Below are 16,806 nucleotides of genomic sequence, written 5' to 3' on the forward strand. Positions count from 1 at the left end.
AGTTCGTCCAGTCAGTTGAGTAGCAGTGTAAGCGGTTTGCAGTTCGTCCAGTTAGTTGAGTAGCAGTGCAAGCGGTTTGTAGTTCGTCCAGCCAGTGAAAGTACAAGGAGGTCACGGTGAAAAATGTAGATAACGACCAAACTTATCAACAGGCGTTGGCCATTCTGGAGAGCATTCCGGCCGGCATGAAGTACAAGGAAGAGATTGACCGAGTGGCCTTCTTGCGCCAAATTATTGGCTGGCTCGGTTTTGACCGGCTTTCAAGCAAGGTCATTCGTCTGGCCGGTACGAACGGTAAGGGTTCGACCGGAAAGATGGTGACAAACTTCTTGGTGGCCAGTGGGCTGACCGTTGCCGGCTTTAACAGCCCACATTTGTTTGAAGTTCGAGAAGAGATTACCTGGAATGGGGATGTGATTGCGGAGGCTGATTTTGCCCGAGCCTTCTTTGATTTGTTGGCCGTCTTGGACGACCACGGGGTGGATTTGCTGACCGAAATTTCCAGTTTTGAGGCGTCCTTCTTAACGGCCATGGCCTTTTACATTCGCAAAAACCCAGACTACCTGGTCTTGGAGGCCGGCCTAGGTGGTGAACTGGACGCAACCAATGCGATTCCCAGGTCAGATTACACGATTTTGACTCGGATTGGCATGGATCATATGCGGATTTTGGGCGATAATTTAACCGCTATCGCGCAAACGAAGGTGCGGATGGTTCGCGAGGGTGAAACCATTATTTCCTATGCCCCACAACGGCCGGAGGTCGATACGGTAGTGGCGGAAATTGCCCAAGAGCGGGGCAACCGGGTCTTTTCAGCCGCAATGGTTGAACTTGACCAGGTGGCAGAAAGCGGCACGCAGCGAACGGTCACCGTCACGGTTGGTGACCAGCAAATCGAGGACATCCACCTAGGATTACAAGGGTCTTACCAATTGGGTAACTTGCAGACGGCCATCGCCACCTGGCAGGTCCTATCCCAAATCGATGCCGTCAGCAAAATTCCATTAGCCGCCTTAAAATCAGGGATTGCCACGGCCCACATGCCCGGACGCTTTGAATACTTGCAAGAGGAGCCCCGGCCGGTGATTGTTGACGGGGCCCACAACGTTGATGGGATTAACGCCCTGATTGAAACCGTGCAGGGCTCTTTTGCAAACCGCCGCAAGGTCCTGATCGTCGGTTTTTTGGCGGATAAGGATACGCTAACTTGCGTTCAAGACCTGTGTGCCTTGAACGATACGACTTTCATCGTGACCACGCCGGATAACCAAGACCGACAGTTAGCCGCTGAGGACCTGTACCAAGAATTCTTGAAGTTTACCGATGCCAAGCGGGTGCTGACGATTGCCAATCCGGCTCAGGCAACCCAATATGCGCTGGAACACTTTGACCAGGAGAACGATGTTGTCTTGGCCACAGGCTCCTTTTACCTCGTCAAAGAGGTTATTAAGGCCGTTCACAACCAATAAATGAGTAAAAAACCAGCAGTCGCTGGTTTTTTTGTGTTTGAAAGGCAGGCGGCTAAGCTGATTTTCTATAAATTTTGACCATAAAAAAAGCCCCCAAGCGGGGACTTTCAAGATGAAATTACATAAACATCACGGCGAAGACGATCAAACCAACGACGATTCGGTACCAACCAAAGGCCTTGAAGTCGTGAGTTTGCACGAACTTCAACAACCACTTGATGGCGATAACCGCAACGATGAAGGAAACCAAAGTTCCGGTTGCCAAGACGGCCCATTGTTCGCCCGTGAAGGTGTTGCCCTTCAAGAGGTAAGAACCAACCTTCAGGATGGTAACCCCAACCATAGTTGGGATAGCCAGGAAGAAACTAAATTCAGTAGCCACGTAACGGCTGGCACCCAAGATGATGGCACCCAAGATGGTTGCCCCCGAACGACTTGTACCAGGCACGATTGACAAAGCTTGGAACAACCCGATGTAGAAGGCTGTGCTGTAACCAATGTTTGCTAAGCTGCTAATCTTAGGGGCCTTGTTCTTGTAGATGTTTTCAATCACGATGAACAAGATACCATAAACAATCAAAGCAGTCGCCACAACGGCTGGCTTGTGCAAATGCTCATCCATGAAATCATTCAATGGCAAACCAATAATGATTGATGGGAGGCAGGCGATAATGACCTTGAACCAAAGGACCCAAGTATCTTGGCGTTCCCGCACGGTCTTCTTGGCGCTAAATGGGTTCAGCTTGCTGAAGTACAAAATCACAACAGCCATGATGGCGCCGAATTGAATCACGTATTCAAACATGTTTTCAAAATCTTTACCTTGGCTGATTTGGACGAATTGGCTCACCAAATCGATGTGGCCAGTCGAACTGACCGGCAAGAATTCCGTTAATCCTTCGACAATACCAATAATAATGGCTTTAAAAATGTCAAGCATAATCTCTCCTAGTATTTCTGGAATGCAAAACGCAACCGAATACCCACAGGCATTCGGTTACGGTTTGTAATAACAAACAAGAGCCACCCGTTTCTTGAAAAAGAAGGGTCAGGCGACATCTGGCGGTGCTTTAGCCTTAGATAGGTTAGAATTCATCGTCAAAATCAGTTTACCACAAAGCCTCTTACTGAAACCTGAGTTTTGGATAAATTTAAACAGTTTTTATCAAATCAGCAGATTAACAATCTCGGAGTGTAGAATCGGTTTGAATTAACGGCAAGAGATGGGGATTGGTACGGGATTTTGGTAAGAGAAAAGACCTTATATAATAGAAGAAAGCTGATTTAAAGGCATAAAAAAAGCGCCCGTGTAAACACGGACACTTTGATTAACTAAACACAGTGAATTAAATTGTTGCTACTTCTTGGTTGCGGAAGCGTAAGTAGCAGTAGCCACCGAAGACGATTACCCAAATGATGGCCCCGGTTGCGGGGATAACGTCGTTTGGATTAGCGAAGAGTGACAAGAAGACGAGGACGAAGGCCCCGATAGTGATTGGGCTCGTGTAACGATACCAAGGCATCTTGAAGCCATCCGGCATGAATTCCGGTGAAACGCGGAAGCGTCGGTGAGCAACCATCGTCATCAAGTAAACCACCAAGTAAAGGTCACTGGCACCACCAGTTACGAATTGGAAGGCATCGTTGATGGATGGGATGGAAGCAATCACGGGTGCGAAGAGCAAAAGTGCACCGGAGAAGAGGATGGCAGGTGTTGGAATACCAGCCTTTGCAATCTTAGCCAATGGCTTCCAGTCTAGTTCTCGAGAAAGCTGGTAGAGGTGTCGACCACTTGAGAAGAGGACACTGTTCAAAGCTGAGGAAGCAGAAGTCAAAACCACGAAGTTAATCACGGCTGCGGCTGCTGGCAAACCAGCCAACTTGAAGACTTGCACGAATGGACTGTTACCGGCAGTGATGCTCGTCCATGGCATGATGGACATGATGATGATCAAAGCGCCGATGTAGAACAACAAGACCCGGTAAACCGTTTCGTTAATGGCCTTTTTCAAGACCTTGCGAGGGTTCTTGGTTTCACCAATGGTAATACCAACGAATTCCATTCCGGCCATCGCGAAGAAGACCATTGGGATGGAGCCAAGGAAGGCTTGGAAGCCGTTAGGGAAGAGGCTGAAGTTATGGAAAATGTTTCCAAAGCTAGCCGTCGCCCCACCAGGACTCTTAAAGCCAGTCATGACCATGAAGATTCCGGTCACAATCAAGGAAATGATGGCGATGATTTTGATCATCGCGAACCAGAATTCCGTTTCACCAAAGGCCCTGGCTGCCAAAATGTTTAGCAAAACCAAGACGGCGAGGAAAGAAATTTCAATTGCAGCCGTGTTCCAGGTTGGGAACCAGAACTTGACGTAGGTTGCGATGGCCGTCAATTCAGACATGCCGGCGAAAATCAGTGCCAGCCAGTAGGTCAAGCCGGCAAAGACCCCGGGACCCTTGCCCAAATACTTAGAAATAAAACCAACGAAGGTGTGTTGGTCGGGTTGTGAGTAAAGCATTTCACCGATGGCGCGCATCATGAAGAAAAAGAGCGTGCCCAATACGGCGTAGAGAATTAAAATCGTGGGGCCTGATTTTGAAATCGTTGAGCCCGCACCTAAGAAAAGTCCGGTTCCAATGGTACCGCCGATGGCAATCATTTGCACGTGACGGTTGCTCAAGGAGCGCTTGGTTCCGTCTTGGTTAACCTCGATCTCCTGAATAGGTTGTGCCATAAGCATCCTCCTTCTACTTTGAATCTTAGATTCAAACGAACAATTATCATTAATTCCTAATATAAGTCTGTGTTTCGTTGCGATTTCGTCTATCATAGAATGAAAAAATTATGCGAAAAGAATTTTTGTTAGGAAATATGACATTTGCTCTTGGGTTAGCAAAGGGGAAGTGTTATGAAAAAAGGCGAAAATTTGGCGTTTTGGGGATTTTTATGAAAGAAAAAATGATTCTAAAAAAATTTCGTCAAAAAGATAAAAAAGAGGGGAATTTCATCTTGTTGGGAAAATAACTTGACGTTTTTTGACGAAATATTTTGAGTTCAGATGAGCTAATCAAATCGTTGCGGATGAAAATTTTAATCGTTCAATTAATCGAAAAAATGCCAAAGAATAAAAAATGACCATGAAGGTCATTTAACAGCAACGGCTTGGTCAGCATTACTAAGTTGTTGAATAGTTTGGCTGATTTTATCGATAGCTTGGTCCAAATCAGCTTGGTCAACAATCAATGGTGGCAAAAGACGCAACGTGTTGCCACGGGCAGAGAGGGTCAAGATGCCTTCTTTGTGGAGGGCCTGAATGACCTGGCCAACGGATAGGGAATCAGCCAAGTGAATACCAACCATCAAACCGGCACCGCTGATACCGGTTACGGCTTCTAGCGGACTGAGCTTCTTTTCTAGCTGGTCAAAAAGCCAGTCACCCTTTGCCTGGACTGTGGCTAGGAATTCTGGGTTCAGCTGCTTCAGAACTTCCTTAGCGGCGGACATCACGACCTTGTTACCACCAAAGGTCGTGCCATGGTCACCAGGCTGGAAGTGCTTGGCAACACTTTCCTTGGCGAGGAGGGCCCCAACAGGCAAACCATTGGCCAATCCCTTAGCAACTGTAATCATATCTGGTTCCAAGCCGTAGTGTTCAAAGGCAAAACGATGGCCAGTCCGCCCCATGCCGCTTTGGACTTCATCAATAATCAACAAGGTACCGGTTGCATGACATTTTTCTTGGACTTGGTGCAGCCAGTCGGCCTGACCAACATTAATGCCGCCTTCACCCTGGATGACTTCGAGGATGACGGCAGCGGTGTCTTCGGTAATCGCATCGAGGGCAGCTGGATCGTTAAAGGGCACCATCTTGACTGCCGGCATCAAAGGCGCGAAGCCTTCTTGGATGTGGGGGTAACCAGTAACGGACAAGGAGCCGGTGGTCCGGCCATGGAAGCCGTAGTTAAAGGCAACGAGCTCGTGCTTACCAGTCGCCTTGTGGGCTAATTTAATCGCAGCTTCGTTGGCCTCGGTCCCAGAGTTACAGAAAAAGGCCTGGTAACCGGCTGGGCAGAGGTCTTCTGCGACTTCTTCGGCGAGCTGGTTTTGGTATAAGTTGGTAATATGCCAGACCTTTTCCACCTGGTCGGCCACAGCTTGTTTAATTTGCTGGTTGCTGTAGCCAAAGTTGCAGACACCGATACCGGCAGTCAGGTCAAGGTATTCTTTACCCTGGTCGTCGATGAGATAAGCATCGTGTCCATCCACGATATCAAAAGGGAATTGGTCGTAAGTATGCATAGTCGTTGTCATGGTAAAGCCTCCTATTGGTTCTACTGGTCTGTTTTAGGATTGGAAAAATCAGGAACTGGTTCGCCGTTTTCCACCACTAAGCGGTCAAGAAGGCGCACTTAAAAAAGCTTGGGTTTGCAGTCCCCAAAAAAGCGAGATAAAATTGTCGATTTTTTGTACGTATCATAGTTCTAACTTTGTTCCTTGGCCAAGGTGATTGGTGATGGTGATTTTGTGGACACCGTGGTGGAGGGCGGAAAACGCGGCCTGAAGCTTGGGCACCATGCCGGCTGTAATCAATTCCTGGTCAATCAATTGGTTGGCTTTGAGCGGGTTAAGGGCTGTGACGACCTCTTCATTGACCAGGACTCCAGGGACATCGGTTAAGAGGACCAATTGGTCAGCCGAAGCCATGGTAGCCAGTGCCTGAGCCGCAGAGTCGGCGTTCACGTTCAGAGGGCCGTTTGGCCCGCTGGCGAGGGAATTAACCAATAAGACGGGGTTTTGCTCGCTTCCGTCTTGGCTAACCTTTGCCAGCACCGCTTCATCGATGCCTGTGACCTCGCCGACCTCGCCATAGGTGTCTTGATCAAGGTAGTCGGCGGTGAAGAGGGGACCGGCTTCCTGGTTCACGGCCAGGGCCGGAATGCCCGCTTCAGCCAGCTGATTTTGAAAATGAGGCTGGATGACGTCAGTCAGCAGGTGGCTGGTTAAGGCCAGAACGCTTGGTGGCGTGACGCGAATCCCGTCAATTTTTTTGGTCGGCAAGTCAAAGAAGGCGCAGGTGGAAGAAATCAGTTGCCCACCACCGTGCAGGATGACTACTTGCTGGCCTTCCTTGGTCCATTCCTTGACTTGGTGGAAGAAATCGTCTTGTACTTGGCTGATGGCATTGCCACCGATTTTAATGACAATCATGGTCTTAACCCTCGTAGGCGGCGTTAATCTCAACGTACTTGTAGGTCAAGTCGCAGCCCCATGCTTGGCCGGTTGCTTCGCCAACATGCAAGTCGATGGTCAAATCGATTTCATCTTGGGCAAGGATGGCCGCTACCTGGTCTTGGTCAGCCAAGACTTTTTGGCTGTCCTTGACGAGGGGCACATCGGCCAAGAAAATATCGAGGTGGTTGGGGCTGATTTGCGCTTGGGTTTGCCCAATGGCTTGGACGATTCGGCCCCAATTGTTTTCTTCGCCAAAGAGCATGGCCTTGATGAGGTTGGACCCGACGATAGCCCGGGCGACCTGGTTGGCTTCAACCACTGAAGCAGCGTTGACAACGGTTGCTTGGACAAATTTGTTGGATCCTTCGCCATCTTGGGCAACCATCTTGGCCAAGGCGACCAAAACCGCCTTCAATCCGGCTTTGAAATCAGCTAAGTCGTTGGCCTGAGTAGTGCTTTGGTCAATCAGTGCGTTTTCCGCTTGGCCATTAGCAAGGACAAGGACCATGTCGTTGGTGGACATGCAGCCATCGACCGTGATTTGGTTGAAGGAAGATTGAATCAGGTCGGACAGAAGCCCTTGGAGGGTTTCACCCGTGATGTTGGCATCCGTGGTGACAAAGCCTAAGGTAGTGCCCATGTTTGGGTGAATCATGCCAGAACCCTTGGCGATTCCCGTAATGGTAACGGGTTGGCCAGCAATCATGACGGAAACCGTTGTTTTCTTTTCGCAGGAATCGGTTGTCAAAATGGCGTGGGCAATGTCGGATTCGGGGGCCAAACTTAATTGCTCCAGGCCACTTTGAATTTTGTCCATTTCCAGTTGCTTGCCGATGACACCGGTGGAGGCGACGGCCACGAGATTGGGGTCGATGGCTAATTTATTGGCAGCTAGTTGGTGGGTTTCATCTGCGTGATCCAAGCCTTCCTGGCCGGTGAAGGAGTTCGCATTACCAGAATTAATCACGATGGCTTGGAGCTTGTGGTTTTGGTTAATCAGATTTTTGGTGAACTGCACCGGAGCAGCTTGGAATTGGTTTTTGGTATAAACGCCAGCGGCTACGGCTGGAACGTCTGAAACAATCCAAGCCATGTCGAGCTGTTGGTCTTCTTTAAAGCCCGCATGGGCCGTGCCCGTTTGGAAACCTTTGGGCCAGGTAAAGTCAATTTCTTGCATAAGAAGTTCTCCTTTTCTTCTATATAAAGAGGGGTTTTTGTTTGTGTTGGTGTTGGTCTAGGTGTTGCCAGGATTGGTGGGATGATGAAAGGGTCTAAGTGACCTCTTTGTGGTTCAGCAGAAGTTTTATTTGGCTTCATGCTACCCCAAAATTCTTAAAAGGCTAAGGCCGTCAATTCCAGTCCAGCAGTCACTGGGTAGTTCAGCAACTGGTTCATGTTTTGGATGGCTTGGCCGGCTGCGCCCTTGAGCATGTTGTCAATCACCGAATCGATGGTCAGGTAACCCGTAACGGGGTTAAAGGTCAGGCCAATCTTGCAGTTGTTGGTTCCGATGACCGACTTGATGTCGGGCAGGTAATCGTCGCAAATTTGGACGAATGGATCCTCGTCGTAGAGATCATGGTAGTAGTTTAGGATCGCCATCTCGTCAATGCCGGGCTTAACCTTGGCATAAATCGTGGCCATAATGCCGCGGTCGATGGGGACCAGGGTAGTCATGAATTGTAGGTGTTGAACCTTGGGGTTCCACTTGCTGAGCTCGGCCAAGATTTCTGGAATATGCTTGTGCTGGTTAGCCTTGTAAATCTGCAGGTTTTCGTTCGACCGGCTAAAGTGTGATGACGAGCTCAGTGACTTGCCGGCACCGGACAATCCTGATTTGGCATCCACAACGATTGAATCGGGTTCAATCAAATCACCCATGACGGCGGGGGCTAATCCCAAGAGGGTTGCCGTTGCGTAGCAGCCGGGGTTGGCGATGTATGAGGCGCCCGGATTTTCGTAGATGTCGGCCAGGCCGTAGTAGGCGTTTTGCAAATCAGTTTCCTTAGCTGGGCTAAGGTGGTACCACTTCTCATATTCGGCTGGGTCCTTCAGGCGGAAGTCGCCGGAAAGGTCAATCACGGGGAAGTGGGCCTTCAAGAAAGGTTCGGCCAAGTTGATGGCCACCCCGGCTGGCGTTGCTAGGAAAATCAGGTCGTTGTTGGCCATGATTTCTTGGCTATCGTAAGGATAGGCGAGCTGGGGATGAGGCAGGTTCAACCGGGGATTGAGGTCGACAAGGGGGATGGCGTCGTCTAAATCGTGTTGGTAGACGTTAATCGTCTCGACTTCGGGGTGTTCTTGTAAGAGGGCGTAAAGTTGCATGCCGGCATAACCGGTCACGCCTGTAATCGCGGCATTCATAGCAAGCTTCCTTTCTGTGTTACTAGGTAGGGATTCTGGCCGCTTGGGTCATTTCCCCGCTTGGCCAATCAATGGCTTTAAATTTTTGGAATAAATTGGGTGCCGAGCGTGGCGGCCATCATGGCTTTGATACCGTGCTTCCGGTTTTCGGCTTCATCGAATTGACGACCGTATTGGCTTTGGAAGACCTCGTCGGTGATTTCCATTTCCTTAAGGCCGTACTTGACGTAAACTTCCTTACCAACTTCGGTCCGAAGGTCGTGGAAGGCAGGCAAGCAGTGGAGGACAATCAATTGACCGTCATCAAGGTGTCCGGTCATAGCCAAGGCGTTCATGTTGACCTGGTAGGGAAGGAGTAAGTCGATGCGTTCCTTCCAGTTATCCTCACCCATGGAAACCCAAACGTCAGTGGTGACAACGTTGGCATCCTTTAAGCCGGTGGCCAAATCAGAAGTGATGGTGATTTCGGCGCCGGTTTCCTTGGCATAGCCCTGGGCAATTTCTAAGACTTCAGCAGCTGGTTGCAATGATTCCGGACTAACGATGGCGACGTTGACGCCGGCCATCGCACAACCAACTAGTAAGGAGTGGGCAACGTTGTTGCGGCCATCACCGAGGTAGGCAACCTTTAGGCCAGATAAGTGACCGAAGTTTTCCTTGATGGTCATCAAGTCGGGGATGGTTTGCGTTGGGTGCCAGTCATCTGTGAGGCCGTTCCAAACGGGAACGCCGGAGTACTTAGCTAAAGCTTCGACGCTTGATTGGCGGAAACCACGAAATTCAATGGCGTCGTACATGGAACCCAAAACCTTAGCGGTATCTTCAATCGATTCCTTGTGGAACAAGTGAATTTCGTCCTTGCCCAAGAAAACGGGATGGGCACCAAGTTCATTGGCGGCCGTGGTAAAGGCTGACATGGTCCGCGTTGAGTTCTTTTCAAAAATCAAGGCGATGTTCTTGTCGGCCAACAGCTTGGTATGAATGTTTTGCTTGGCCAGCCCCTTCAGGTGCAAGCCATAATCAACCAAGTAGTTTAGTTCGTTGACTGATAAATCAGTCTCCTTCAAAATGCTCTTGCCGTAAAATTGGTTTTGAAAAAATGTTGTCGTTGTCATAATTTGTTCTCCTCTAGCCGATAAATCAAATAAAAAAACGCCCCCTGACAGAAAATTATTCTGTCAGAGGGCGTTTTTGCGCGGTACCACCTCAGTTCCTAGAAGGTTTGCACACTCCTAGCTCAGCAAGTCAAAAAAAGACTTTGGCGGTAACGGGCCATTGACCGATTCTTTCTACTCATTTCGAAAGATAACTCACGGGCACGATCTAGTTGGTTTGTTTGGCCGGTTCTCACGAATTAACATCCAGCTTTTCTGTGAAAACAAAGTCAACTAAAATTTCCGATCATCGTTTTTTGATTAACATTGGCTTTTCGCCAACTTGTTGACAACAGCATAATGAATATTTTTTCGCCTGTCAAGCATTAATTAGAAAAAAGTGAGAAAAATGTTAGCTGTTTCTTGGTTAAAATTCATTTAAAAAATCAGTCTGGGCGCGACTTTGCTGGCATTTTTTGCCACTGATAAAAAATATTTAGCATTAGGCTGATTTTTCAGTGGGAAATTTTTGTAAAACAGGTGATTGACCAGAAATTTTGTAGTTGTTGCGGTAAGATGGGGGAAGAAAGTTTATCAACAGCCAAAAGGAGACATGCCATGACAGAACAACTCGACCAATATATGCAATTGCTGAAATTATCCTATCCGGATGCCGTGGCGGAACTTTTGCAAAAGTACGGTCCGGCCAAGGACAGTTACTTTGCTGAAGATAACTATCAGGCTTTTTTGGCTGGTGAAACGTATTCTTTGCCAAAAAATCCAGCGATTGATCGGACGGCAGAGGGCCTTTATTGCCACCATATCGATGAAAGCCGGTACCTGAACTTGGCCGATCCGGCCATGATTAAGGTTCAGCAGTATCCCTATGCTAGTCAACAAAAGACCCGCTTGGTGTACTGTAACTTAATCGAGCATGCCATCCTACATGCTTTGATTGCCATTGAAAGCAAGCAAGAGTTTGGCTACGCCGAACTAGAGAAAGAACTCAAGCCACAAATTGAAAAGTGGTATATCGAGGGCGAACAACCAACGAGTCCGGCTGGGGCAGTCGAGTGTTATCAAAAAGCTTACCTGTCGGCCGACGAAACCTTTAAGCTGATGATTTTTATCAAGGAATTAGTGAAAGCATAGGCTAGGGATAATCTCGCACACGCGAACCTAAAACCCAAGGAAAAAAGGCAAAAAAACAATAAATTATGGAGCAAGCGCGCTTCTTCATCAGCCATGCGGTGGATGAGGAGGGGCGCTTTTTTACGTCTTTGTAACAGAAACAAGACGAGAAAAAGTCAAAAAGAAGGTCAAAGAGAAAGGGCTTTCAACCCCCAATTTAGCAATTGTTTGGAATGAATTTTCATCCGGGTGCTGATTTTCGTCAAAGATTACATGCTGATTTCTTTTAGCCATTGTTCACGAGGACCGACTGCACTTTTTGTTCATTTGTTCAAATTATTATTTTTTGGAAGTCTCTATACTTGGGACCAAGCAATACAAATCCACGCAAGAAATGAGGTGATTCATATGCAGACTGTCATTGCTCTTAGCGTCATCATGCTCTTTCTCTTCGTTGGGGAGTGGGTGTCGACGCTAAGTAAGGCCTATATTCCATCGGTCTTTGTCACAGCCGTGCTGTTTTTAATTGGTTATTGGACGATTGTTCCAAAGAACGTGACCACCACCGCGACCTTTACGCCAGCATTTACGACCATGATTCAGGCGGCCTTGCTGGTTCACATGGGAACGCTGATGGACTTTAAAACTTTACTCCACCAATGGCGTGCCGTCGTGATTGCCCTGTGTGGTGTTGCCGGTACAGCCCTGTTGGCCATGGGTGGTGGCTTGATACTCTTCAACTGGAAGACGGTCATTGCCAGTGTGCCACCGTTGACCGGTGGTATCGTGGCCGCTTTCTTGATGAGTAACGGGTTAAAGGCGGCCCACATCACGGCTTTGATTTCCTTTCCAGTTTCGATGTTCGTTGTTCACAGCATCATCGGTTACCCATTAACCGCCTTTCTGTTGAAGAAAGAGGGCAAGCGCCTGCTCACGAATTACCATCGTGGTGAATTCGAGGAGGTCGTCGAACCCGAACAACCAGAGGAAAGTAAGCCAAAGTTCGTTGATCGACTACCCAAAATTTATCAAACATCGGCCTTTCAAATCTTTACGGTCATGGCTCTTGCCGGCCTGGCCCTTGGTTTGGGAACATTGTTGAAAAACACGATTAACCCTTACATCATTTGCTTGGTCTTTGGGGTTATCGGTCACCAGGTTGGTTTGCTTCCTAGCCATGTTTTGGAAAAGGCCGGTGTCTTTAACTGGTTGATGTATGGTCTGCTTTCCTACATCTTCTCGTTCTTGGCAACCGTCACGCCACAAAACTTGGTCAACATTTTGATTCCAATCGTGACAATGATTCTTCTTGGAATCTTGGGCATGTTCATCGTTTCCTTCCTCTTGGCTAAGCCGCTAGGTTTCTCACGAGAAATGGCCTTTGCCAGTGCACTAACCGCACTCTTTGGCTTCCCAGCTGACTACATTGTCACGCATGAGTCAGCCAAGAACCTGGCCAAAACGTCGGAGGAAGAAAGCTACATTTTGGCGAACACGCTGCCAAAGATGTTGGTCGGTGGGTTTGCGACAGTCTCCGTTGCCTCCGTTATTATCGCTTCGATTTTCTTGAAGTTGTTGTAATTGTTTCGTCGTTGTTTTAAACAAAAGAAAGGATAAATTCTTATGAGTACGGTATTTACAAATGCAAACATTTTCGATGGTATCAAAGATGAAATCACCAAGGACGCTTGGTTCTTGGTCGATGACGACGGTAAAATCAGTGAAACGGGCACTGGCACGGCGCCAACTGCCAGCGAAACAGTTGATTTGAATGGTCAATACGTGATGCCCGGCTTGATTAATGCCCATACCCATGTATCCTTGGACCCCAACACCCATGATGGGGACGGGTTCGCTGATATCGTAACCGTCACGGTTCGTTCGGTTGAACATTTGCGCCAGTTGTTGAAATCAGGTGTGACCTATGTCCGCGGCTGTGGTAGTAGCTATGGGGTTGATCGGATCCTGGCGAAGTTGCAACGAGAAGGAAAGTTGGAAAAAGTACCACAAATCATGCCTTCCGGTGCACCAATGACCATGTCTGGTGGGCACGGTATTTTGTTCCACGGCGGTAATGTCACGGACTCACCCGACGAGATGCGCAAGCAAGTTCGCGAAAACTTTGCCGATGGAGCCCAGTGTACCAAGGTCATGGCAACCGGTGGTGTCATGTCGATCAACGATAACATGGTCCAGCCACAGTTGAAGATTCCAGAAATCGCGGTCGCTGTTGAAGAAACTCACAGCAAGGGCAGCATCGTGGCCGCCCATGCGGAAGCAAATCCAGGAATCATGAATGCCTTGAAGGCCAAGGTGGATTCAATTGAGCACGGTGACTATCTGACGGATGAAGAAATTCAGATGATGGTTGACCAGGGCACTTATCTAACACCAACGTTGTTGGTTGTCCAAAGCATGGTCGACCACAGCGATGAATTGCCCGATTGGGAAGCTCAAAAGAACGCGGAAGTCAAAGAAGCTGGCTTCCGCAATTTCCGCAAGGCTTACAAGGCGGGTGTTAAGCTGACCTTGGGAACTGACGCTGGCTGCCCATTCACTAATTTTGATGAAACGCCAAAGGAATTTGAAATCATGGTCGACCAACTCGGCATGACGAATTTTGACGCTTTGTCGAGTTCACATAACTCAGCTACCTTGATGAAGCTTGGGGAATATGGTGAATTGGCTGCCGGTAAGTACGCTGATTTCTTGGTTTTGAAGGATAACCCATTGGCAGACGTCAAGGCTGTTCAACAAGAAGACAAGCAGGTTTACCAAGCTGGTCAGCGCCAATTTTAATTAGATAATCGACTTCGTTGGCTACTTTTCAACTGTTAGGGGCGTTGTGTTTCGTTGCGATTGATGAAAAAGAACTTATCCTAACAAGCGAGAGCAGACAACGAATTGGATTGATGTAATGAAAGAGAGTGTTGACGGTTTATGAACTGAATGAAAAGAATCGAGGTGTGAAAATGAACCAAAACAGTATTGTTCGCGATGCGATTTTGTCGATGCCACCAGAGGGCATTTCAACCTTTAGTAAGCAAATTGAAGACATTCCGGGCATCATTAAGTTGACCGTCGGGGAACCGGATTTCGATACGCCCGACCATATTAAATCAGCTGGGATTTGGGCGATTCAAGAAAACGACACCCACTACACGGATCCGCTGGGGACCTTGGCGGTCCGCCAGGCGGCGGCCGATTTTGTAGCAAAAAAGTATGGGATTTTCTACGATGCGAAAACGGAAGTCGTCACGACGATTGGCGTGAGTGAGGCTATCTTGGATGTTTTCTTGGCGCTGCTCGAACCGGGCGATGAGGTCTTCTTGCCTTCACCAGTTTTCCCAGTCTACCAGGGGGCGATTAGCATTGCCGGTGGGAAGGTCGATTATATTAACCTGGCCAACGACAACTTCAAGCTGACCCCTGAGCGTCTCCTTCAGGAGGGCCAGGAAAACCCAAGGGCGAAGACAATTTTGTTGACGACGCCTAGTAACCCCACCGGCGTCAGCTATGAAGACGATGAGTTGGAGGCCCTGGCAGCCGTTGCCCGCGAGTTTGATTTGACGGTGATTAGCGATGAAATCTATGCGGAAATCACTTATGACAAGGTGCATAGCTCGATTGCAAAGTTTATTCCGGAACGGACGATTGTCTTTAATGGCTTGTCCAAGTCGCATGCGATGACCGGTTGGCGGTTTGGAGTCATTTTCGCCCCCGAATCCTTGATGGAGGGAATCGCCAAGGTCCACGTCTTTAATAGCTACGATGTGTCATCAATTGTGCAAAAAGCAGCGATTGAGGCCTTCACGGTGGGAATTAATGACATCGAGCCAATGAAAAAGGTTTACAAAGAACGACGGGATTTGGTTCTGGCTGCCCTTGAAAAAGTTGGCATTGAAGCGGTGACCCCTGAGGGCGCCTTCTATATCTTTGCCAAAATTCCGGCAAACTACGAAAGTAGCTTGGAATTCTGCACGGCCTTGGCGGAGCAGGCCCGGGTTGGCGTAGTGCCGGGGGATGCTTTTGGCCCCGGTGGCGAAGGCTATTTCCGGATTAGTTATGCCACGAGTACGGCTAATTTAGAAATGGCCATGGACCGCTTGACTGATTTTTTAGCGGTAGATGACCTTGCATTAAAATCGCAAGAGGCTTAAGATATGTGAAACAAATCGAAGGGAAGAGGGTCGAGAAAAAAGATGTTGGGATAAGTAAGTGAAGATTCTTTTGAGTGGACCCGAGAATCACTATGCTGCATAAAGTTGAAAATGCCATTTTGGCGGAAGAAAACGAGCAACTATCGGCGATTATGGATCAAAATTTGGCCATTTCGAAGTACATTCTTGCCAAACAGCCGGATGATCAGATTCTAAATCAGATTACAGCGATGCTCGGCGTCGATGCCTATATCATCGACTCCTTTGGCCGGCTGAAAGCCAAGAATAGTACGGCTGATATTGACGAAGAACTCCTTGCTTACACCAGTAAAGATCTTGATTTAATCAACATGGAAGAGCCTCAAACTCTCTTCGATCGTTACACTATTTACCCCCTTAAGACCATTGATAAGCTGACGCGTCGGTTCGTCATTTTTGCGGTAATTCCCGCTAAGAAATCAGCGGAGGACTTGCTGATTTCAAACATGGTCAACCTGCTTAGTCTCGAAAGTTTGCAGGTCCACATCAACGTCACAAATGAGCGCCAACGTAAAAGCGAGGTCTTTGAGACCATCATCGCCCAACCGATTGCCAAGGAATCGTTTGCTGGCATTCTCAAGTTAAATGGTTTAAATATTGATGACCAGTACCAGGCCTTTGCGGTCGATGAGGCGCGGTCACAAAATACCGGCAACCATCAATTTGTCATGCATCGGGTCGCAGACTATATTTATTGGTATTTCAATAAAATCAACCAGCCAGTCATTTTGATGAATTGGAATTTCAAAATTTTCGCCTTGGTGAAGGAAACACCTGATTTGCCGGATATCTTACCGAATTTGGAAAAATTCCTGCTTGCTCATTTCCCCAATGAGCGCAATCTAATTGGCTATACGATGTATCAAAAATCGTTGATTAACTTCCAACAATTGCTCGACGAGGCCGACAAGGCCCTTGATACGGCCAAAAATCGCCAGTTGCAAAAGCCGCACCAGTACAATCCCCAACAGGTTACGGACGTCTTGCGACTGGTTCCCAAAAAAGAAGCGACCATCTTCGTCGACGCGGTCCTCCAACCGCTCTTCGAGCTCAAGGTCGCTGACCAAGAACAGTACCTTTCCCTTTTAATGACCTTCTTTTCTTCCAACGAATCCATCGCCAAAGCGGCTGAAACGCTCTTCATCCACCGCAACACGGCCTTTTACCGCCTGCAAAAGATTGAAAAAATCCTCGACATGGACCTTAACAATGCAGACGACAATGAAAAGATTCGCTTGGCCATTCAGCTGTATGAAATTTGGTATTAGGGTGGCTTCTAATCGCCGCCTGACTAACCAATTTAAATCATCAATCAGCTC

At 48.2% G+C, this 16,806-nt stretch carries 14 protein-coding genes; 7 read left to right on the forward strand and 7 right to left on the reverse strand.

Translation table 11 applies throughout. The annotated features are described in order from the left end of the window. Positions 1–116: 116 nt before the first annotated feature. Positions 117–1,469 (forward strand): bifunctional folylpolyglutamate synthase/dihydrofolate synthase, encoded by a 1,353-nt coding sequence (locus FT12353_RS05970; RefSeq protein ID WP_203619071.1) that lies wholly within the window; start codon positions 117–119, stop codon positions 1,467–1,469. 118 nt (positions 1,470–1,587) lie between these two features. On the opposite strand, the gene FT12353_RS05975 is transcribed toward FT12353_RS05970, so the two are convergent. Both FT12353_RS05975 and FT12353_RS05980 read right to left on the reverse strand, forming a co-directional pair. Continuing rightward, complete coding sequence (locus FT12353_RS05975) at positions 1,588–2,409, reverse strand: undecaprenyl-diphosphate phosphatase (RefSeq protein WP_203619073.1); 822 nt, start codon at positions 2,407–2,409, stop codon at positions 1,588–1,590. Positions 2,410–2,815: 406 nt separating this feature from the next. After that, complete coding sequence (locus tag FT12353_RS05980; protein WP_059393892.1) at positions 2,816–4,201, reverse strand: amino acid permease; 1,386 nt, start codon at positions 4,199–4,201, stop codon at positions 2,816–2,818. Between the two features lie 110 nt (positions 4,202–4,311). Between FT12353_RS05980 and FT12353_RS05985 the strand changes: the two genes are divergently transcribed. Beyond that, positions 4,312–4,491, forward strand: a complete 180-nt coding sequence (locus tag FT12353_RS05985) for a hypothetical protein (RefSeq protein WP_203619075.1) — start codon at positions 4,312–4,314, stop codon at positions 4,489–4,491. A gap of 120 nt (positions 4,492–4,611) precedes the next feature. Here the strand turns inward: FT12353_RS05985 and argD are convergent, their stop codons facing one another. The 5 genes from argD to argF form a co-directional block, all read right to left on the reverse strand. Then, complete coding sequence (gene argD / locus FT12353_RS05990; RefSeq protein WP_203619077.1) at positions 4,612–5,778, reverse strand: acetylornithine transaminase; 1,167 nt, start codon at positions 5,776–5,778, stop codon at positions 4,612–4,614. Between the two features lie 162 nt (positions 5,779–5,940). Further along, positions 5,941–6,675, reverse strand: coding sequence for an acetylglutamate kinase (gene argB, locus FT12353_RS05995; RefSeq protein WP_203619079.1), 735 nt, complete (start codon positions 6,673–6,675; stop codon positions 5,941–5,943). 4 nt (positions 6,676–6,679) lie between these two features. Next, positions 6,680–7,876 carry a bifunctional glutamate N-acetyltransferase/amino-acid acetyltransferase ArgJ gene (gene argJ / locus FT12353_RS06000; protein ID WP_203619081.1) on the reverse strand — a complete coding sequence of 399 codons (1,197 nt, stop codon included), beginning with the start codon at positions 7,874–7,876 and terminating at the stop codon, positions 6,680–6,682. 155 nt (positions 7,877–8,031) lie between these two features. Then, the gene (gene argC / locus FT12353_RS06005; protein ID WP_203619083.1) at positions 8,032–9,063 is read right to left on the reverse strand and encodes an N-acetyl-gamma-glutamyl-phosphate reductase; all 1,032 of its coding nucleotides are present in this window, start codon (positions 9,061–9,063) and stop codon (positions 8,032–8,034) included. 77 nt (positions 9,064–9,140) lie between these two features. Further along, positions 9,141–10,178, reverse strand: coding sequence for an ornithine carbamoyltransferase (argF, locus tag FT12353_RS06010; RefSeq protein ID WP_203619085.1), 1,038 nt, complete (start codon positions 10,176–10,178; stop codon positions 9,141–9,143). A gap of 597 nt (positions 10,179–10,775) precedes the next feature. Between argF and FT12353_RS06015 the strand changes: the two genes are divergently transcribed. The 5 genes from FT12353_RS06015 (at position 10,776) to FT12353_RS06035 (ending at position 16,755) form a co-directional block, all read left to right on the forward strand. Next, positions 10,776–11,309, forward strand: a complete 534-nt coding sequence (locus FT12353_RS06015; RefSeq protein WP_203619087.1) for an SAV1803-related protein — start codon at positions 10,776–10,778, stop codon at positions 11,307–11,309. Positions 11,310–11,696: 387 nt separating this feature from the next. Beyond that, positions 11,697–12,869 (forward strand): hypothetical protein, encoded by a 1,173-nt coding sequence (locus FT12353_RS06020; protein WP_203619089.1) that lies wholly within the window; start codon positions 11,697–11,699, stop codon positions 12,867–12,869. Positions 12,870–12,911: 42 nt separating this feature from the next. After that, on the forward strand, positions 12,912–14,087 hold the full coding sequence (locus FT12353_RS06025) for a metal-dependent hydrolase family protein (protein WP_203619091.1): 1,176 nt from the start codon (positions 12,912–12,914) through the stop codon (positions 14,085–14,087). Between the two features lie 173 nt (positions 14,088–14,260). Next, entirely contained in the window at positions 14,261–15,448 is a 1,188-nt protein-coding gene (locus FT12353_RS06030) for an aminotransferase class I/II-fold pyridoxal phosphate-dependent enzyme (RefSeq protein ID WP_203619100.1), read from the forward strand. Positions 15,449–15,540: 92 nt separating this feature from the next. After that, entirely contained in the window at positions 15,541–16,755 is a 1,215-nt protein-coding gene (locus FT12353_RS06035) for a PucR family transcriptional regulator (protein WP_203619102.1), read from the forward strand. Positions 16,756–16,806 lie beyond the last annotated feature (51 nt).

This window comes from Fructobacillus tropaeoli (genome assembly GCF_016860625.1).
Classification (GTDB): Bacteria; Bacillota; Bacilli; order Lactobacillales; family Lactobacillaceae; genus Fructobacillus; species Fructobacillus tropaeoli.